Raw genomic sequence first — 20,456 nt, 5'->3', positions numbered from 1 at the left:
CTCACCTTCCAGTATCGGTGACAGCGACGTCGACCAGCCACACGATGGGAGGAATCGGCTTTCGGTGAGCGGTGGCCACATTACTGATCCTCCCCGCGATCAGGTCGGTGGTCATCAGCAACTGTTCCGTTGCTCGCCCCAGCGGCATCACTCTCCAGCCCTCGGACATCGGCGCTGATGCCGTCTTCGTGGGATTCCTGCATCGCCATTTCGAGATCCATGTCCCGGTTCATCACGTGGGGGAGGTCGGTCAGTTCGAGTTCCGTCAGGAGAACGTCATCCTCTGGGTTGTTGCTGTGGACGACACTATCTATCTCCGCCAGCCACTCCCGTGGATCAAGCATATCGTCGAGGACGTGATGCTCGAACGGGCCGCTCCGAACCTCTAGCCGGCGGCGGCCGTGGACGCTGGTCGCGAGCAGACACTCCGAGTAGGCCGAGTCTTGCCCACGAGCGGCTGACTGGATGAACCGGATCTCGTCACTCGACAGACCGTAGTACTGCTGGGTCTGTTCGGAGACCGATTCAGCGTAGAACAGGCACTTCACGTCACAGTTCTCGTAGACTTCGCGGCGTTCGTTCGTCCGGACGAATTCGTGAGAGGTCTGACTCATCAGCGTCAGGCCGGCCTCGTAGTGCCGAGCGTGGCGGATGTACAGGTTGATCAGGTCCCTCGCCGCCGGTCGCCCCAGCAGGTAGTGCGCCTCGTCGAACGTGACATCGACCTTGTAGGGGGAGCGCTTGGCTTCGAGATAAGCCCACGAGAGCATGGCGTGGAGGATGAGTGGCATCTCGCCGGTGTCGGCGAACGAGCTCATATCCATCACGACTAGTCGCGAGGAGAGGTCGAGATTCGTCTGGCCGTTCAGATTATGGTTGATGCCGCCGGGTTTGAACGACTCGAACTTCGGCTGGAGATTCCGTGCCAACTCCTGATGGTGATTGGTCGGCGTGACGATCGTATCCGAGATCGAGATCCCGCTACTGTCCGGGGGTTCGCTTGTCGGTTGCTCACAGTCCTCCCCGACTTCAGTCACCCCGTAGGACTGGAACAGATCGAGTTCGGCTTCGTCGATCACGTCCGCCTCGCGTGCCGCCTCAAGCCCGCCGGTAGCGATAACGGTGACACCGCGAATGAGGTCATCGAGTGTCGGCGACTCCTGGGCGTAGGTCTCGTACTCGCCGAGAATGATCCCCTTCGAGATGTAGGCGTAATGTGCCGCCTGGATGAGTACGCCCTCCTCGCCGGCTGACATCCCGTCGCGCTGGTCGAAGTGGGTGTGCAGCATCTCGATCACCGACCGAATGGTGAGTGCGTACGTGTCGTCGCCGATTTCTTGCTCGGCCGTCGCCGGCGGCGAGATATCCCTCGGGTTGACGGTGTAATTCCCACCGAAGCGGATTACCTCACCGCCTAGGGACTGGGCGAATCGCGGGTAGTCGTCGCCGGCGGGATCGAACAGGATACACTGGACGTTCGCATCCGCGAGCAGGCGCCGGTAGATCTCCAGCTTGCGGAAGTAGCTCTTCCCCGATCCGGTCTTCCCCGAGATCGCCATCGAGTGCCCAGAGAGAGCATACCGGTTCAGGATGACGGGGCGCTTGGTGTCGTCGAAGCCCAAGAGCACGCCGTTCGGGTCGTAGATCGAGGGCTCGACGAGGTTGAAGAACGTCCCGAGCGCTTCGAGTTGGATCGGATGAGTGTTGTCCACGGGGTCGGTCACGACCGGGGCGACAGCGTCCATCGCGTCGAGTTGCTGGTGTTTCACCGGACTGAGTTCGACGTCTTGCTCGGCGAGGATCGCCTCCACCCGGTCGAGCATCCCGTCTAACTCGTCACGGGAGTCAGCGACCAGTTCGAGGTAGATCGCCACGTCGTACAGCTTGGTCGTGCCGCGGATGGTCCGCTGGAGTAGGCGTTCGAGGTCCTCGCGGTCGAGCTGGTCTTGATAGGTGTCGGTCCGGCCGCGTTTTTGCTTCAACGCAAGCGAGGTAACCGCCTGCGTGTAGCGCTTCTGGAGTTGCCGGCGGACGTCCTTCGGTTCCCGTGGCCGGACGTGGAACGTCAGCCGGAGGTCGACGTCGGCGAGTGTGAGCGGCACGAGCCACCCGAGGCCCACTTTCCGTGGGAGCGAGGTGACGGTCAGGATCTGCGAGACGGTGTCGTCGCGGATCTGGAACTGCGGGTGATCTTCGACGAGCAGTGGGGCGACGATCCGCTTGTCGAGTTCGCCCCGCTCCTCGAGGGTCTCCATCGCGTTCGCGAGTCCGGTCTCGTCGGCCTGCAACTGGTAGGCGGCCCACTCGATGTTCTCTGTGGTGGTCGCGCGGTCGAGGAGCTGTAGGTAGTCGATGGCGTGCTGGGTTTCCTCGCCGGATAGGTCGTCGATCGGGACGGACTCGACGCCGTCGTCAGGCCCGTCGAGACCGAACGCGTGTTTGAGTCGCTGGATCATGGCTGAAGGGGGGCGCTTGGCGTAGCGAGGGGTAGTCGAGCGCAATGCTGTCCCCGAGGACGGGTCTCAGCCATCGCTTGCCTCCGGGCGAGCCCCGGTATCCTCGGACACGGGTGGCGCCTCTTGCGTTGGAGCATCGTCGACGTGGTCGAGGGCAACTCGGCGTGATCGAACGGCGAAGCCGACCGCCACGACGAGGACGAAGAGGCCGGCGGCGTACACCGGCACCACCACCGCCGTCTGACCGGTTGGGGTGCTGGTCCACTGAGCCGGGTAGGCTGCCTCGAATAGCGCGATTGCTGCGGCCGTCACACCGATCCCGAGTACGGCGAGGCTCTGCGCAATCTGCCGTGAGGGGAGTAGCACGACGAGACTCAGCAGGAAGGTTGGGAGGCTCCCGGCGGCGAGCACGAAGGAGACCTCCCGCACCAGAAGGGGTGGGGCGTCGACGGGAAGTTGCTGGGCACTCCCGAGGAACGCACCGAGAGCGATGATCGCGAGGACGAGGCTGGCGACGAACGTGCCCGTGCCGAGGTAGACTGACGCTGGCGAGTGGAACCTCTCCCCGTGGCCGATCGGTCCGACGCTTCGGACGTACCACTGGAGAAGGCGCGACCCGTCGACGGCTTCGACGTACTCCGCTTGGACGCGCCCGTCGTATGGGAGGTCACCGACTGTCTCGGGGCGGTCCTCCGGTTCGGACTCTTCAGCGGCGGTTGTCGCCTCTCGGTCGACGTCCTCGAAGACACTCTCCAGATCGAGGAGACCACCGTTGGCATCGGTGAGGGCCTCGTCTGCGACTCCGACGAGCGTTCCTTGATTGAACGCGAGAGGAGGCTCCCGCCCGCGGTACACGCGGTACAGTACGTCGAGAACAGCTTCGCGTGAATCGAGGATGTTCGCCTCGACGCGAGTCCGGGGCAACTGGGATGCGACGCGCTGGGCGCGGGCCCACACCTCGTCGAGGTAGAACTCCTCGGCGTCGACGGATCGAGAACGGTCGGGGAGTGGCAGGGCGTCGCGGACTCCGTCGAACCGGCTGCCACCTTCGCTATCATCCTCCCCCTTTTCGACCGCAACGGCGACAAAGAATCGCCGGTCACGGACGTTTGCCATCCGTAGCGTCCGGTTCAGCCACTCGGCGTGAGCTACTCGGCCGTACTCGAGTACGGCCGAATCGGCGACTGCGTCGGTACCCGTACCGGTCGCGATGCCCCCATCAGTCGCCGAGACCTCTTCCACCGAATCATTCGTATCGGACGCCGCTTCGTCGGGGACTGCTCCATCGGAACCCATCACCGGCGTCGCCACCGCGGTTGGGGCGTCCGGCGATTCGGGCCCGACGAACTGCTCGATGTACTGCTCGCCGTCGAACTCCGTAGTTATCGTGAGGAATTGTACCGGGAACTGGAGCCCACGGAGGAACGTCAGGAACGAGACATAGACGCCCGAGCGGCGCTCCTCGGAGAGCGTGAGCCACTCCCGCGGCTCGATTTCGACCAGCATCGCGTACGCGGCCGGTGTTTCGACGACACCCCCGTCGCGGACGTTCTCGAAGTTCACGAGATCGAGCGTCGACCGGACGCTGTACCGCGGTCGTAACACCGGCGACCCGCACGAGAAGGTTCAGCACAAAGTGTACGTCGAGTACCTCAAACGCTACATCGAGCGCCAGGACTTCGTCGTCGAGACTTACTATGAGCCGATGGGTGGCGGGATGATCTATGACGTCGCCGCATTTATCGATCGCCCAGACGGTACTCAGCGCCTCCGATGCGTCGGCGAGGTGGTCACGAATCTTCGCCCCGAGTGGATCGTCAAGCACTACGACGACATGGCTCGGACCGAGGGTCTTCTGCGGGTGTGGGTCGTCCCCAACTACGACACCGCCCACGAACTTGTCAGAACCCTTCACGAGGCGGGACGCGTGAGTGATGTCCCATACAAAAGTGTCACAATTACGAGACTATCTCCGAAGAGACGTTTGGTGACCTGACCGAGTGGCGTATCCTCGGCGCGACCAACCTCATCGATGCCGTGGAGGCATTCTCGGACGAGGAGAGCGAGTGATGTGTTGCAGGTCTCCTAGCGCCCTCAGATCGCACAGGAGCATCTCTCCGCGATGCTCGCCTGTCCATGCAGGTCTTCGGCAAATACATAGCTTAGTAGGGTGGGGTCCGTTGCTCACCGGGAGACCCACAAGGGAGCGCAGTCGAACGGTTTGGAGACCTGCAACTCGAAGTGGAGACGACGCACCTCGCTCACCCCGACAAGTCGCTCGCACGTCGCGTCTGATCCCGTCTGGACAGAGTCGGTCGTGGGGAGTGCTCGTCGGTCGTCGGACGGGCTCGTACGCACCGGACACATTTCTGAGACATCAACCGGGTGAACGGCGTATCGAGCAAGCCAGTGATCCGAATCTCTCACACATCCGATACCGATCGCCACCACGTTCAGAATTCCTATGACACCGACTCTCGACACCGATTCGATCCCTGCGCAGTTGGCCGACCTCGAGCAGTGGATTTGCTGGCGTGAAGACGATCGCGACGGCAAGCCGACGAAGGTCCCGATCAAACCCTACCCGACGAGCGGGACGGTGTTCGCAAGTGCCACCGATCCGGGGACGTGGCGAGGCTTCGAGACGGCGGTGACGTATCATTGCGAGTCGTCCACCCGGACCGACGGCGTGGGTTTCGTATTCGACCCCGGGGAGCGGATCGTCGGCGTCGACTTGGATCACTGTCGCGACGCAAACACCGAGGAACTGGCGCCGTGGGCTGCCGCCATCGTCGACCGCCTCGATTCCTACACTGAGGTTTCGCCCTCGGGGACGGGTGTCCACGTTCTCGTCGAGGGGGAACTCCCGCCGGGACGGAACCGCCGGGGCGACGTCGAGATGTACGACCGGGATCGTTTTTTCACCGTGACTGGTGCGCACCTCCCCGAGACGCCCGATGTGGTCGCCCGCCGGCAGGACGCCCTGCTTGCGGTGCATCACGAGTTCGTCCAAACCGCCGGTGACGACGAGGCGATCACGCTGACCGAGGCGACGGACCACGCGGCCTCGAATGGTACCCTACAGGGTGCGAGTGAAGACGGGGCGTCGGCTCACCCGGTGGGCCCGCACTCGGGACTGCGCCGGAAGTTCGGCCGGGACCCGCCAGCGGTGGACGACCCGGCCCTCGAAGCGGCACTGCACGGCCTGTCGCCGGCCGAAATACCCGACCCCGTGCCCCGAACCATCGACGAGGTTGCGGGCCCAGGAGTGGATCTCCCGGACGCGGAACTGCTCAACCGCGCGACGGCCTCGAAGAGCGGTGATACTATCCAGGCGCTCCTCGACGGCGATCATTCGCTTTGGCGTGGACGGGACAGCCGCTATCCGTCGCAGTCGGAGGCAGACATGGGGTTGTGTTTCTATCTAGCCTTCTGGACCGCTGGCGACCCCGAGCGGATGGATCGGTTGTTCCGGGAGTCAGGATTGATGCGCGAAAAATGGGACCGGCGTCACTACGGGAACGGGGCCACGTACGGCGAGGTCTGCATCGCTCGAACCCTCCTCAAACTCGACGACTACTACAGCCCGTCGGCGAGCGACTCGGAAGCGGATGATGGGGTCGACCTGCAGAAGACATCAGAGAGGTCGACTGGACGAACCACTCCCTCCCCGTCGACTCCGGGAGCAGGTTCGCACCGTTCCACTGAGGGGCCGACTGACGGTACAGTGCCACCACTCGATATGGACGCGGTCGAGGACGCCCAGCGGTTAGCAACCAAGGTTAGGCGACAACAGGAGCAACTTGATGCCTACAAAGAGCAGATCGCAGACCTCGAAACACGCCTTCGATGGTACCGCATTGCGCTCGATCTCCAGTCGAGCGATACGTCTCTTTCCGACGATCCACCTAAGGACGAGAGCGCTACGTACGATATCGATCCACGAGGTGAGCCTGCTCCATCGCCTGAAGGGGATCTCGATATCGAAGAGCAGCGAAGCGATAATCGGGACGTAATCGAGCCCACGAAACAGCCCGGGTCATCCGCACCGGAGCACGAGGCGGAAATCTTGCCACCCGAGGACGATGGCAGGTCACGACTGAGGGACTGGCTCCGGCGACGGTGGCTATGAGCCGAGGGCGAGCGTGTGCTCCGTCTCGCGGTGACCGCCCGCGCCGAGACGTTCGACCGCTTGCGCGACCCGCCCACCGCCCGCGACATCGAAGTCGCTCACCTGCCTAAGGGAACGATTTATCTCGATTATACAAGATAACACAAACATATATGAGAGGTAAGAGCAAACGGTGGGATACGAGGTGAGTCTGATGGCAGACGATCACATCGGCGGCGTCCAGTCATGGACCGAGACAATGAGCGCTCGAGAGCGGATTCGCTCGGTCGCGCTCACGCTCAGTGAACCCCGATCGACCAACTGGATCAGCGAGCAGGCCGAGACGGCCTGGAGTACCACGAATCAAGAACTCGACGATCTCGTCGATCGGGGACAGTTGCGTCAGGTCGACGCGGGGGAGTCGACACTATACCAGCCTGATTACACCCGGCTGTTATTTGACGAGCTTCGACGGCTTGTCGAGGAGCACACCCGCGAGGAGTTACAGGCTGAGCTGACAACTATCGCTGAGGAGATTGAGGACTGGCAGGAGGCCTATGATGTCGAAACTTGGGAGGAACTCGAACAGTCCCTCGCGGATGACACCCTGTCGAGTTCGGATATCCGAGAGCGACGTGATGTCGTCCAGGACTGGCAGGCCACCGAGGAAGACCGGCGTCTGATCAGACACGCCCTCGAGTTGTATTCAGATATCGAAGCCACTCGCGAGCGGATGCTCGATGCCGCCGACCGCGCGACTAGTTAATTCATCGATGCTCTTCCTCGCTGGTCGTGACCGCTATACGCAACGTACACTACTCCGAGAGATCCATGATCGACTGTCGAAACAGGCCGGGTGTACCGCTGTTCGATACGAGCCGTCGTCTCGTCGCCCACGCACGGTCGTCGCGGCCGTTGAGCCGACGGCGTTTCTGGGTGAGCAGTACGATATCGAAACCGCACGGCTGGAAGTCCGGTTCTGGTATCCTGAGGGCGTCGACTATACGTACTATCGGTGCAACTGGGTCGAGCCGAAACGGGACCTGATGCTCGGCTTTCATCAGGACGCAGACCACCCCGAGTTGGGACGCTGTCACCTCCAACTTGACTTCGACGGGGCGACGGTCAGTCGCCAGTCGGTTGCGTTTCTCGACGCGCACCCTCTCGCTGCCCTCGAACAGCGGCTCCAACAGTTGCCGAGTGTTCTCAGTAGGCTCTCTTGGGAGGATGATCGACCGTCGCTGGCGCCGCAGTCCGAGTGATCCGAATTAGAGTGTGGTACATGCTCTCCCCAGAGCCGCAGGCACGTTCTTCGGTACCACCGACCGCCCAACTTTATCAGTATCAAGAGAGCGAGGAGGCCGAGCACGGCGCGAGGTCCTGACGCAGTGTCGGAATCGCGAGCGGTGCTCTGAGCGTCCTCAGGACTGTTTCGAGATGTCGAAAACTACCACGACCGAGCTACAGGACCGTGCGGAAACAATCACCACCCACTTCGACGCGATTACGATGTCGCCGAGCGACGGGTCGGCACTCCAGGGAGAGGTCACCCGACAGGCAATCGAGCAGCACCTCGACGAACTGGTCGCCCATCAGGTTCCCGTGGATGAGGCCGTTCGGACGGTTGTCCGGGGAGTCATGCGCGACGCCGGACTCGAGCGATCGGATCTCCCGGCCGAACTCGCCACGCTGGCCGGGTACTCGGTAGGCTCGCAGTTCGAGCGCACGATGCTCGGAGATGTTACGGAAGCTGACCAGTGGATCGACCTCGTCGCCGAAGTCGTTGAGCTCTGGGAGCCCCGGAGTGAGAAGATCGCACAGGTCGGGCTACTCGGTGACGAGTCCGGCCGGCTCAAGTTCGTCAAGTGGGAGAGTGCGAATCTACCCGAGCTGGTCGAGGGGGAGACGTACCAATTCCAGAACGCCGTCACCGACGAGTATCAGGGCCGCTACTCGGTGAGCCTCAATTCGGCGAGCGCCGTCGAACCATCCGAGGAGACAGTCAACACGGCTGCAGAGGGTGTCATCATCGGTGGTACCATCGTAGCTATCCAGGGGGGCTCGGGGCTGATCAAGCGCTGTCCCGACTCCGACTGTACCCGGGTACTCTCGGGGGAGCGGTGTGCCGAGCATGGCGACGTTGAGGGTGAATTCGATCTCCGAATCAAGGCCATCGTCGACGACGGCAGCCGGTCGATCAACGCGGTCTTCGACGCCGAGGCGACGACCGCGGTTTCGGGGCTGTCGATGGCAGACGCCCAAGCGATGGCGATGGATGCACTCGATACCAGCGTCGTCGTCAACGAACTCGTCGAGCGGATGCTCGGTCGGCCCTACCGGCTCACTGGACCGGTCGTGGGCGAGTACTTCCTCGTCGACGACGTGGCCCAAGGATCCACCGATGAGGACCTCAGTGACGAGGCGCTTGACCCCGCGGTGACGGCCCGCCAGCCCGCTCGACGGATGCTCGCCCAGGAGATCAACGGTTCAACGCACATGTTTCAGGAATCCGACGAGGAGCAAGCGCCGGTGCTCAGCCTGTCACCGACTGGCGTCGCGGTGAACCGAGTGCTGATCGTCGGGGCGCTCACCGAGACGAAGGATGTCGGGTCGAGTACCGAGTATTGGCGAGGACGCGTGTTCGCCGGCTCTGAGTCGGTCTTCGTCTACGCGGGGCAATACCAGCCGGAAGCGATGGAGTTCCTCCAGCAGGCGGTCACGCCGTCGTACGTTGCCGTGGTCGGAAAGCTTCGATCCTACGAGGCGGGTGACCGCGTGAACGTGGCCATCGAACCCGAAACGATTGCAACCGTCGACGAAACGACCCGCAAGGCGTGGTTGGCTGAGGCGGTCGAACACACGACGGCGCGGATGGCGGCGTTCGAGCGGGGAGCGGCACAGGCGGCAGCGGCAACCGAGTACTACGGCGATGATCTCGGCCAGATTGAGCACGCCCTCACCGATGCGATGACGGAGCTGGGGATGGATGCTGAGAGCCCGTAGCCCGCGCTAGTGGGCGTTCGGGATACCGGACCGGTAGACCGAAAACGCTGTTACCTCCGCGTCTCCCAAATTGTCTCATCGTGTCTGAGTGATGGTCTCGTACTGCGGGCAGAGGCGTGGTTCATCGGCACCATCCCGAAGGCATATCACCAATAGCCACAATGTAGTTAGTATGAGCCAGGCCCGTAACCCCGACGATGCTGGCGCGGTTTCTCTCACCCTTGAGGGCGAGTGGTACGTCGCTCGCGACGAGGAAACGGGCGTCGCGAGCCAGGGGAAAACGCGGGCCGAAGCCCTCGCAAACCTCGCCGAGGCACTCGAACTTCACGAACGGCCAGTCTCCGAGGACGAAGATGTCGATGAACCGTCGACTGCGCCTTGGTTGTAGCTGTTTAGTGCGCCGAACAGCGGGTATTTTTACAGCCGCTCCCGAATCTTACTATCAGTGGCGCGGCGAACCTACTCCGGACAGGAGATCGTGAAAGCGCTCGGGAAGTGGCGTTTCCGAAAAGTCGATCAAACCGGGAGCCACGTCAAACTCCGCTATCAAGATCCGAATACGAACGAGAAGCGGACGGTATCGGTTCCGCTGCACGACGAACTCGCGACGGGGACGTTGAAAAGTATCGCCGAGCAGGCTGGTGCCGAAGATTTCCAAGCATTCCTTAATGCGATAGAGGAATTGGTCTAACGCATCTTTCGTGTTCGGCTCGTTAAGGCCCTCAGTAGAGTCTGAAGGCCACCATTTAATTTCGCGGTTACAAACGAGCGGGGGAACGCAGGTACGTCACGCTCGGAAAGAACCTTCGCAACTGGTAGTGTCTCGTTGCCCTCGTAGATGAGTACATATTCGCTCGTCGCGTGGGGACGGTCGTCGACCAGTAGGTTCAGGGATCTATGGAGCTCCTTCAAGGGATTCAGATCGCTTGGCTCCCACGATAGCACTCTGTCGATCCTCCGAACAGTGCCGACGCGTAGCCGCTCACCCCCCATACCACCAATGACTCCCACATCGAACACGGATTGGTACGAAGTGTCCTTCTCGGTCCCGTGGATCGTTCACGGGGCTGCTACTGCACAAGACGCAATTAACATCGCCGTCGCCGAACTCGGCAAGCGCGTCGCCGAGGTTGATGGTCCGATTCGGCACGCCGATATCTCGATGCAGTCCGTTCCCTGCAACGCGTGTGGGAACGAGATGGACGTTGCAACGGTCGTCTCGGGGGAAGCTCTCGTCGGTCTGCTCCTCACCGTCGAAGTGCAGTCACGTTCTCCAGAGAAAAGCGGGCTCGTGGGGCAACGCGAACTCGGCCCGCTCCTTCCAGATACTCCCCTCCGACTCGTTCAGACGCCGCGATGACCGACGACGGTGGACAGGCGCGCTGTTGCTTGAGAACTTCAGCAAACGCGAAGTTCTCGCGAACCGTCGTGATTCGAACCAATGGTTGCTGACTGATCTCGGTATCGGAGACAAACACGACGTAACCGGGGCCGACTCTGGCGATTCCGTCACCCTTGTCTCCGACATCCTCAATCTGGAGACGGCGCTCCTCGCCCTCTGCCACTGGCGGTTGATCAGGACGCTCTTCGGGCGAAACCGACGGATCGGTACTTCCCGACGACGTTGGATCGGCCGACTGCGATGTCTCCGAGTCGAGCGCGCTGTGCGTAGACCGTTCGAGATCGGGCTTTTGCTCCGCCGTCTTCGGAGTTCCTGCGGGCGTAGTTCCGGGGACTGTCGCCGGGCAGGGATACAATCCCACGCGATAAGTTTCACCGGCATCGAGTGTTCCGAGTTTGACTTCCTGTTTTGGAATCGTGACAACGTAGTCTCCGCCTCTGTCCTCGACGCGAGCGGTACACAGGCACAACGGATGGACGAATCCATTAGTGACCTCATTCACGTTCTCCGTCTATTTTATCGGTCTTTTCCCTGTTTCGCTGATTTCAAAGAAACCGACCGATAGAAGGATTGAGGGCTGCGCCGACCAGGATTTGAACCCGGACCCTGAACTTGGAGGCGACAACTTCCAAAGATATGATAATTGCCGTCGCAGGAAATTATTCCAAGCTCGTGACCCTGAACTGAAATGTGGCCGGCCATCCTGGCTTTTCTCTCCCGTGATCCTCCGAAGTAACGGGTGTAATCTTGCATTCGCATAATTCTAGTCGGTCTTTATAAAAACTCGCGAACTAAACCTTCGAGCCGCGTCAACCATATAATATCAGTTATTTGATTAGTCCCCAGAAGGTAGAATACGCATTCGAAGCGACCAGTCTCATCTATGTGATATCCTTGACCGCACGAATCGTCGAAAGTAATACCAGCCACTGATTGGATACCACATTACTATGGCGTCGATACCGTCGCAGCTACGCGTGACTCTCGGTCGTGTGTATCGAGGTTTACAACGGGAGGTGTCGGACTTTCACCGATGGCTGGAGGAGACTCAGAACTTCATTCACGTCTCGCTCTTTCTGTTCATCCCGCTGTTGATCGGCCTCGTCACCTACATTTCGAACACCGTCGACCTACTTCCGTTCTTGCTGTTCCCACCGTTGGCGTCGGGAACCCACACTCTGTTCGCCCATCCGGAATCGAAGTACGCGTCCCCTCGGCGGTTCGTCGGTGGGATGACTGCGGGAGCGGTCTGTGGGTGGATCGCGCTCGAAGTTGCCGCCAGATACTGGTATCACGTTCCCCCCGAAACGTTCCACGTGCATCCGGGCGCTGCTGCGTTCGGCGTCCTCCTCACGAGTGCCGTGACGTGGCTCGCCGATCTCGAAGAATCACAGGCGTTCTCGACGGCGTTACTCGTACTCGTCCCGGGCGTGACTCAGGTGGTCTACGTCGTGAGCGTGTTCGTTTCCTCGACGCTCGTCGCGGGCGTATTCACGCTCTGGCGGCGCACGGCCTACGAGCGACGGGCCGATTATCTCTATCAGACCACCCGCGGCGACGATAACGTCCTCGTACCGATGCGTGGCGAGACGGCGGAGGCGGTCGCCGCGTTCGGCGCTCGACTCGCATCCGCTCACGAGACGGGGAAAATCGTCCTTCTCGATGTGGTGGCGACCGAACTCGACGGAGAGACCGTCGTGGCGGCAGAAGATGGAAACAACGTCCGGTTAGAGGAACCGACGACGGCGAGTCCCGAGGAACTTCCTGCATCGGTACAGGAGACGGTCGACCGACTCCAGTCTCGGGCCGGAGAGCTCTCCGAGCGCTTCGATGTTCCGTGTGAAATCGTGGTCACGGGCGAGCCGAACGACGCCCAACTGGCCATACAGACCGCCCACGATATGCACTGTGATCTGATCGTCGCTCCCTACGAGTCGAACAGCGGCAGGCTCTCACGGTTCGTTCGGGAGCTGTTCGCGTCGAGGCTGGACGTGGTCGCCGTTCGCACCGATGGTAGCAGAAACAAGTGGCGGCGCATCTTAGCCCCTGTCAAGTATCCCGGTGACGTCGCTCACGCGATACTCGACTTTGCTGACCGACTCGCTAGCGACGATGGCCGTGTTGCTGTTTGTCACTGTATCGACAGTGAACGGGAGCGGCGCGACGCCGAGGAGATGGTCGCGAACCTGGCGGAGACGTTCGAAGGAGCGTTCGAAACCCGCGTAACGAAAGTCCCGATCACGGAGTTTCTCTCCTCGAACGCGGCCAACTACGACCTCACAGTCGTGGGGTCGAGTTCCGAACGAACCAGAGTTTCCCGGTTCATCGATCCGCCGACGTTTCAGGAACTCGACGACATCGACTGCGACGTGGCCATCGTCCATCGCGGCTAACTCGGCGTCACATTCACACCCTCTGAGTTCGCTGTATACGGATACACTGAGTAAGAGGTTCCGGACGGATTATAGGAGTAGAGCGGTTAGTACGAGTATGCCCTACCGCGTCGACGAGATCGACAAGCGGATTCTCTACTACCTCACCGCAGACGCACGGGACACCTCGGCACCCATGATCGCCGAGGAGATGGACGTGACGGCCGGGACGATCCGAAACCGGATCAACCAGTTAGAGGAACACGGACTGATTACGGGGTACCACGCCAACGTCGAGTACGAACGTGTTGAGGATCGACTGGTGAATCTCTACATCTGTACCGCACCGGTTGCCGACCGGGGACGGTTGGCCAAACAGGTCTTGACCATCACTGGCGTCGTGAACGTGCGACAACTTATGGCCGGTCGGCGGAACCTGCACGTGACCGGTGTGGGCACCGACACGCAGTCACTGTCGCGGATTGCGAGTGACATTTCGGATCTCGGCCTCGAAATCGAAGAGGAGAGCATCCTCCAGTGGGAAGCGACCCAGCCCTACGAACCGTTCGGCCCCGAGAACGGGAGTGCAGGGTCGTCGATTGCCGATTTCGTGAGTCTCACTGGCGGCGCAGAAGTGATCGAAGTCTCCGTCGCCGGACACGCGGCTATCGCGGGAAAGACGCTTTCGGAGGCCGACGACGACGGGACGTTGCCGAGCGAAAGTCTCGTCGTGGGCATCGAACGCGACGACGAAGTGCTGACGCCGAAAGGCGACACCGAAATCCTGCCCGGCGACATCGTTACGCTCTTTTTACCGGAGGAAGCGTCGGCAGCAGTCCTGGACGCGTTTTCGGGATCGAAAGAGCCCGTCGCGTAACAGCGGCTGCGGATCCGTTATCGACGATTCTCAGCGTTACGTCCGCTGATTTCTGAACCAGTGCGTTATGCGGGAGGTGATCCCCAGGTAGCGTTTCGCCATGATGACCGTTCCCGACGCACGCTGGCCGACGGTTTCGGGGATCGCGCCGAAGACGAGTTGCTGGAGCAGTCCTTCCCGCGATGCACCGATCACCGTGAGGTCGTAGTCGTCGGTGTAGTCGACGATGGCCTCTGCCACGCGTTCGTCTTCGATGATGTCCGTCGACGTGTCGACGCCCTCCAGTAGCTCGGTCGTCGAGTCCAGCATCGACTGGGCGTCTGTCGAATCCGTCTCGGCGGGGTCGGCCACGTAGACGACTCGCACGTGCGCGTCGTTCACGCGGGCGATTGCCCGCGCCGTCTCGGCGGCGAATTCGGCGTGTGGGCCGCCTGCGGTCGGGACGAGGATCGAACCGACCTCGCCGTCGGCCCCGATTCGTTCGACGAGTACGTCGCAGTGAGCGTCGGTCACGACCGTATCGACGTTGCTCCCGAGAACGTAGTCGCGTCGACGACCACGACCGCGCCAGCCCATCAACACGAGGTCGGCCTCGTCCTGTTCGATGGTGTTCAGTATCGCCTTGGCGACGTCGTGGCCGATGCGAATCTTCCCGCTGACCGGAACGTCTGGACGCTCTTTCTCGGAGAATTCGATAGCGCGATCTAACACTTCTCGCTCCTCGGAGACGAACTTCCGACCTTCGTCGAGTGGCGTCTGCTGGGGGACTGTCACGACGCTCATGACCTCGATCTCCGCGTTCCGATCTTCGGCGAGGTCGAACGCAGTACGCATCAACTGCTCGACACTTTCGGGATTGGCGATCGGCACCAAGATCCGTTGCTCGCGGTCGGAGGGAGGTGTTTCCTCGGTTGCGACCGTCGGCGTCTCCTCTTCGAGTTTCTCCTTTTCCTTGGGTTTGGAGTAGCCGTAGTAGACGAGGATTCCCAGCCCCATCCAGATTGCCGTCGTCACGAGCGCGATGAATCCGTGCGAATCCGGACCGAGTCCGACCTCCATCCCGAGGGCGCTCAGCAGGAACGGCGTCAACAGGAACTGGAGCACGATACCGATCAGCGGCGGCCACGGCATGTAGGGAACCTCGAAGGTGCGGGGCAGGTCGGGGTGGGTCTTGCGCATCTTGATGACCGTCCAGTTGACCTGGACGAACAGGAGGATGAACATGATGTCCGCCGACGCAGCGACCGATTCGATGGGGAGAGTCACCGCCATGCCGGCGATGATGACGGCCGACAGCAGAATCGCCCAGTGGGGCGTCCGTTTCTCCTCGTGCACCGCCGAGAACAGTTCGGGGAGCGCCCGGTCGCGACCCATCGCGAACGAGACGCGCGACGAGGAGTAAACGGTCGCGTTCAGCGCGCTCATCGTCGCCGTCAGCCCAGCGATCAGGAGTAGAGGAACCCCGTAGGGAACGAACTGGCCGGCGGCCTCGATGATGCCGAGTTCGCCGAGTCCGCCGAGCAACGCCCACGTCGGCACCGTCGCCGGGGTGCCCGTGACGCCACTGGCCTGTTCGATGAGTTCGGCCGTCGGACTGATCCCGCCGAGGGCAGCGAACGCCACCAGCACGTAGATGGGGACGACGATAGCCAGCGAGTAGAAGACGGCCTTCGGGACGTTCTCCCCCGGATTGACGACCTCCTCGCCGGACTGGACGATGATCTCGTAGCCCTCGAACGCGATGTAGGTGAAGCCCACCGCGCCGACGACGCCGATGATTCCGTTCGGTGCGAAACTCGGGCTATTGAGGAATTTCGAGGGCCAGTTCGGGGTGTTGAGCGTCGCGAGGATGCCGAAAGCGACGAAGACGCCCAGAATGACCACCTTGATGAAGGTCACGACGACACCGGCCTTACCGGTCTCTTCGGCACCGCGGTAGTTGATGTAGGCGAACAGCGCCACCATCAGCGTCGCCAGAATCTTCTCGGTGAGGAGACGGTCGAGGAAGCCGAAGAACACGAATTCGCGTGTGAGACTCGTTCCGAAGACGACGAATTCGGTCAGGAAGACGCCGAACGTCACTGCGTACAGCGAGCAGGCGACGGCGTGAGCGGACCAGCTCATCCAGCCGGCGTAGAAGCCGTTCGGATCGACGAGCGCTTCCTTGACCCAGAGATAGCCGCCCCCGGCCTCCGGAAACGCCGCGCCGAGTTCCGCGTAGGACACCGCGGTGAACAGCGCGACGAAGCCGTTGAGTATGAACGCGATGGTGAGGGCCGGGCCGGCCAGTCCGGCCGCGAAGCCGGTCAGCGCGAAGACGCCCGCGCCGATCATCGCCCCGACACCGATGAACGTGATGTCAAAGAGGCTCATGTCGCGGGACAGTTCGGTTTCGACCTCGCCTGTACCGCTGCCACCGCCGTTCTCGCTCGACGGCTCACTCATCGCCGGATGCTCCGTTGCTGGTGAATGTCTCCGTCGTCGTGACTGTGCGTAGCCACCGTGCGATACACCACTCCGCTCCTCCTGATCTCATTAGTTCGTAACATACTTGATCGTCACCGGCAGCGTGTACCGAACTACCGAACCACCGAACCCGACACCAAGCGCACTGAACAGAATGACGAGCGAGCGATCCATCTCGTCGCCCCTCGTCAGTTGGGCGAGGAAGAAGAGGCCGCCACTCATAACGGTGATCGAGAACCCGATGGCTGCCAGCCGTTCGTTCAGTATCGGATCGTGAGCGAGGCTCAGTACTGGGTACGCCTGTATCGTGTATCCGCTGATGAGCAGTGCCGCCCCAATAGTCACGTATCCGGCGAGCGTGGCCCCCGAGATTACAGTTCCTGCCTCTCCGAATCGGACCGCGTGCCCGAGTAGTCGCTCTGGATCGGCCGTCATACCTGGAATCCGAGGCTGTCGCTCTTGCGGGCGGTAAGGACGATGTTCTCAGCATCGTCGCTCACTTCGTCGGGAATCGATTCGGTGATCAGTTTCTGAAGGCGACCTGTCTGGGGCTTCCCCAATACGGTCACGTCGTAGTAACGGGTCTGCTCGACGATCGCCGTAGCGACGCCGGACCCTTCCAAGTGCCAGGTATCGACGTCGATATCCTCCGGGAGGCGGTTTCGAGCCTCCTGAAACAGTCGTTCGGCGTGTGCTTTGGTCTCCGTGTCAACCTGCTCCGAGACGTGAAAGAGTTCCACGACGGCATCTGCGCCACGGGCGAGAGCGCCAGCGATCACGACTGCCAATTCGGAATGCGGCCCCTCGGAGAGGGGCACTAGGATCGATCCGATTCGATGCTCGTCTTGACGGTGCGAGACGGTCACGGAGTCACAGGAGACCTGGCCTCCAATACGGTCGGACACGTCGCCTCGGAATAGGTCCATGAAGGAGGTCGGTGCGTGCTCGTCGACGACCAGCAGATCGATGTCGTGCGATCTGGCGAACGTCGTCACCGTCTGAATGGGCGCTTCGTTTTCTTCGAGCAGGACTGTTGCCTCGACGTCATGAGCAGGATCGAGATGTATGTCGAGGAGTTCCGATCCGATAGCTTGAGACTCGTCGAGAACCGCACTCACGTCATCGACGAGGTCGAGGAGTATCAGTTCGGCGTCCGACCCGTCGGCGAGATCGAGCGCAATCTCGAACGTCTGGTCGCTGTAGGTGTCGAAGATCGGATAGAGGATCTGTTGTCGGGACGGGGGAGTATCTGCGCCCCCGCGTCGTTCGACGATAGTCTCGGGATCCATAGAGGACTCACGGATAGACGGATTGTGTAGGGCGGAATAAAAACGGTTCGAATTTTTCGAGAGAAAAATATAGACGGCGTATTTTTTCTCACGCAGAATATGTCCCCCGGTAGTGGATTTGTCTCGGCCTGCAGATTGAGTCCACGATTAGAATCTTGACCAAATCATTTTCAAATAACAATTTAATAATATATTTCCTTGAATCGCCAACACGGTAGTGACGCAACCCCATTTTGTCCAGTGCGTCCTTCCGTTCCTCGGCTGATGGGCGAACGAAACGAAGCGTGCTCCGCATAGATTTGTGGCGAAGCTGTGCGGTGGCACCACCAATACCCATTTCTCGACCGACGCAGTGACGGATCGAGTACCACGACAGGTTCCGGTTCGATCGGTCGATTCCGGCATCGTCCAGTAGCTTTCGAAACCGGCGATTCAACGACTTGCTTCCGTATCGATTCCAGTACCAAGTCAACCAGAGATGCTCCGAATCGTCGTACCGTTCGTACTGAATCCGCTCTTTCAATCAGTTCTCCAAGATCCTCACTGCTCGGTCACGCAGGTCGACGTTCATCCGTGCTTCAACGAGGATCGAGAAAAGATCCAAACTGCCTCTCACACATCCAGACGAGCGTTCTACCCGAGGGGGGTTACCCCACACGATCCTCTAGTTGCTCCGACCGACGAAGTTGCTGAAACCCCTCGAGCAATCACACCACACCTCTTCTCGATAGCAGTTACCCAGTCAGACAGTTATAAGTAGTTGCACAAAATCAGACAGTGCCGACGCAGAGAAACGAGATATTAGCGGCTGTATCAACGTCATCCTTAGAGTCGAGACGGCCATTTTTCGGATCTGCCGTATCCGATTTCCTTACTGGAGGGATTTCTGAGGTTGTCGACGGGCTAGAATACAGCCCTACCAGATCAGTTTCATCCAAGACGAGTGATCCACGTCATGAAAAGGGGGTCTAGAGTTCTGAGTCTCAGAGAGAGACTCGCCGTGCTACGGGTCGCTACCAGTCGTCGGCTTCATCGTCACAGAGATGCGAGGAGGAAGCCCACGGCTTCAGCCGTGGGAGGAATCAGACAACCCACTCCACCACCCATGAGCGAAGGCCCCCGACTCTCCAACGCCAGTTGTGAAGTTTATAAGACAACGAGTCGTACGTGAGATTACAGATGGAGGTCAAACGCACTATTCCAGTCAAACTCTCGGTTCCAGACGACCGAGAGGACGACCTCCATCAGACAATCGACCAGTTCAACCACGCCTGTAACTACACCGTTGAACACGGCAAGAACGACGACGGCTACCTCATCCTCAACAAGTCAACCATACACGACAAAGTGTACCACGGCTTGCGAGATGAGACCTGCCTGCCCGCTAACCTCTGTGTTCGTGCATACTCCAAAGCCGTCGAAGCGATGAGATCCACCGTTACAGACTGGAAGAAGGGTAACAGCCGACCACTCCCGCAATTCAACAAACCGTCCGCCGTGTACGACAAGCGGACATTGACGATTAAGGATAGGTCAGCCACTCTTTCGACTATCGACGGACGAGTCGCCGTTGAATACGTTCTCGGGGACTACCAGAAGTCCTACCTCGATGATGACGACTACGAAAAGCGGATGGGGACACTCCACTACCGCGAGAACGAAGATGCGTTCTATCTCCATATCGTCATCAAGAGAGAGGTCGAAGAACACGACGGTGACAAGGTTCTGGGCGTGGACCTGAACTTGAAGAACGTCGCCGTGACCAGCACAGGGTCGTTCTATGACGGTGGCGAACTGTTGTGGGGTCAGAATCACTACTTCCGCGGGCGTCGAAGCCTTCAGCACAAAGGCACTCGCTCCGCCAAGCAGGTACTCCGGCGACTGTCGGGGCGAGAAACCCGCTTCGTGCTGAACCGCCTGCACACCATTTCTCGACGCATCGTTGAGGAAGCCGACGCCCACGACTGTTCGTACATCGCCGTCGAACGCTTGACTCACATCCGTGAGCGGATGGACAATAGGAACGACCAGGTGAAGCGTCAAATGCACAATTGGGCGTTCCGCGAGTTGCAGGAGATGCTCACGTACAAGGCAAGCGAATATGGGATTTGTGTCGAACAGATTCCGCCTGCGTTTACTTCTCAAACCTGCTCAAAGTGCGGGCATCAGTCCAGCACGAGTCGTAACTCGGACCGATGGTTCGAGTGTACCAATTGTGGTTACTCAGTTGATGGCGACTACAACGCTTCCAAGAACATCGGGTTCAAGTTGCTAACTTTACCAGAGGGCAGACGTCCCTCTGGGTTGGGCGACGGTCATCTCGCCCTCAAGTCCGGGACGTTGAATGGGAACGGCGAGTACACTGCCTACGACGCTACGTCGGCAGACCGGGAGTCCACGGACAAGCCCACGACTTCAGTCGTGGGTCGATGACACCATCACCGAACACCGTCCATACGATTGCTCTGGCCACCGGTCGG

Annotated in this window: 16 protein-coding genes and 1 pseudogene; 11 read left to right on the top strand and 6 right to left on the bottom strand. The window is 60.5% G+C overall.

Annotated features, from left to right (window positions below):
• Positions 1-80: 80 nt before the first annotated feature.
• Both HALNA_RS01585 and HALNA_RS01580 read right to left on the bottom strand, forming a co-directional pair.
• A complete protein-coding gene (locus tag HALNA_RS01585) occupies positions 81-2,456 on the bottom strand; it encodes a VirB4 family type IV secretion system protein (RefSeq protein ID WP_084509852.1) in 2,376 nt (791 codons plus the stop codon).
• Between the two features lie 66 nt (positions 2,457-2,522).
• A complete protein-coding gene (locus HALNA_RS01580; RefSeq protein ID WP_049934488.1) occupies positions 2,523-4,061 on the bottom strand; it encodes a DUF7139 domain-containing protein in 1,539 nt (512 codons plus the stop codon).
• A gap of 31 nt (positions 4,062-4,092) precedes the next feature.
• Here HALNA_RS01580 and HALNA_RS01575 point away from each other — a divergent pair, with 31 nt between their 5' ends.
• From HALNA_RS01575 to HALNA_RS19655, 8 genes and pseudogenes are all read left to right on the top strand, one after another.
• Positions 4,093-4,452, top strand: a complete 360-nt coding sequence (locus tag HALNA_RS01575; protein ID WP_049934487.1) for a hypothetical protein — start codon at positions 4,093-4,095, stop codon at positions 4,450-4,452.
• Positions 4,453-4,920: 468 nt separating this feature from the next.
• Positions 4,921-6,588 (top strand): phage NrS-1 polymerase family protein, encoded by a 1,668-nt coding sequence (locus HALNA_RS01570; protein WP_049934486.1) that lies wholly within the window; start codon positions 4,921-4,923, stop codon positions 6,586-6,588.
• 193 nt (positions 6,589-6,781) lie between these two features.
• Positions 6,782-7,333, top strand: a complete 552-nt coding sequence (locus tag HALNA_RS01565; RefSeq protein WP_049934607.1) for a DUF7342 family protein — start codon at positions 6,782-6,784, stop codon at positions 7,331-7,333.
• A gap of 7 nt (positions 7,334-7,340) precedes the next feature.
• On the top strand, positions 7,341-7,829 hold the full coding sequence (locus tag HALNA_RS01560; RefSeq protein WP_049934484.1) for a hypothetical protein: 489 nt from the start codon (positions 7,341-7,343) through the stop codon (positions 7,827-7,829).
• A 247-nt stretch (positions 7,830-8,076) separates the two neighbouring features.
• Positions 8,077-8,958, top strand: a pseudogene (locus tag HALNA_RS21750) (replication factor A); the annotation flags it as partial.
• A gap of 784 nt (positions 8,959-9,742) precedes the next feature.
• Positions 9,743-9,958: a type II toxin-antitoxin system HicB family antitoxin gene (locus tag HALNA_RS01550; protein WP_049934483.1), complete on the top strand. Its 216-nt coding sequence runs from the start codon at positions 9,743-9,745 to the stop codon at positions 9,956-9,958.
• Between the two features lie 57 nt (positions 9,959-10,015).
• Positions 10,016-10,261 (top strand): type II toxin-antitoxin system HicA family toxin, encoded by a 246-nt coding sequence (locus tag HALNA_RS01545; protein WP_049934482.1) that lies wholly within the window; start codon positions 10,016-10,018, stop codon positions 10,259-10,261.
• Between the two features lie 309 nt (positions 10,262-10,570).
• Positions 10,571-10,930, top strand: coding sequence for a DUF555 domain-containing protein (locus HALNA_RS19655; protein ID WP_049934480.1), 360 nt, complete (start codon positions 10,571-10,573; stop codon positions 10,928-10,930).
• Here HALNA_RS19655 and HALNA_RS21540 read toward each other — a convergent pair.
• Positions 10,818-11,135 carry a TRAM domain-containing protein gene (locus HALNA_RS21540; protein ID WP_169718995.1) on the bottom strand — a complete coding sequence of 106 codons (318 nt, stop codon included), beginning with the start codon at positions 11,133-11,135 and terminating at the stop codon, positions 10,818-10,820. The two genes, HALNA_RS19655 and HALNA_RS21540, sit on opposite strands and share 113 nt — an antisense overlap.
• Before the next feature lie 853 nt (positions 11,136-11,988).
• Between HALNA_RS21540 and HALNA_RS01535 the strand changes: the two genes are divergently transcribed.
• Positions 11,989-13,365 (top strand): HPP family protein, encoded by a 1,377-nt coding sequence (locus HALNA_RS01535; protein ID WP_049934479.1) that lies wholly within the window; start codon positions 11,989-11,991, stop codon positions 13,363-13,365.
• A gap of 97 nt (positions 13,366-13,462) precedes the next feature.
• Entirely contained in the window at positions 13,463-14,221 is a 759-nt protein-coding gene (locus HALNA_RS01530; protein WP_049934478.1) for an Lrp/AsnC family transcriptional regulator, read from the top strand.
• Positions 14,222-14,257: 36 nt separating this feature from the next.
• Here HALNA_RS01530 and HALNA_RS01525 read toward each other — a convergent pair whose 3' ends face one another.
• From HALNA_RS01525 to HALNA_RS01515, 3 genes are all read right to left on the bottom strand, one after another.
• Positions 14,258-16,666, bottom strand: a complete 2,409-nt coding sequence (locus HALNA_RS01525; RefSeq protein ID WP_049934477.1) for an amino acid permease — start codon at positions 16,664-16,666, stop codon at positions 14,258-14,260.
• A gap of 90 nt (positions 16,667-16,756) precedes the next feature.
• On the bottom strand, positions 16,757-17,122 hold the full coding sequence (locus HALNA_RS01520; RefSeq protein WP_049934476.1) for a hypothetical protein: 366 nt from the start codon (positions 17,120-17,122) through the stop codon (positions 16,757-16,759).
• Positions 17,119-17,976, bottom strand: a complete 858-nt coding sequence (locus tag HALNA_RS01515; RefSeq protein WP_049934475.1) for a universal stress protein — start codon at positions 17,974-17,976, stop codon at positions 17,119-17,121. Before HALNA_RS01515 ends, HALNA_RS01520 begins: the two co-directional genes overlap by 4 nt.
• A 1,179-nt stretch (positions 17,977-19,155) precedes the next feature.
• On the opposite strand from HALNA_RS01515, the gene HALNA_RS01510 reads away from it, so the two are divergent.
• Positions 19,156-20,409 (top strand): RNA-guided endonuclease InsQ/TnpB family protein, encoded by a 1,254-nt coding sequence (locus HALNA_RS01510; RefSeq protein ID WP_049934474.1) that lies wholly within the window; start codon positions 19,156-19,158, stop codon positions 20,407-20,409.
• Positions 20,410-20,456: the final 47 nt, after the last annotated feature.

The sequence above is a fragment of the Haloplanus natans DSM 17983 genome, from assembly GCF_000427685.1.
Lineage (GTDB): Archaea > Halobacteriota > Halobacteria > Halobacteriales > Haloferacaceae > Haloplanus > Haloplanus natans.
Note: the sequence above shows the minus strand (reverse complement) of the source record. Positions and strands in the feature narration are given on the sequence as shown.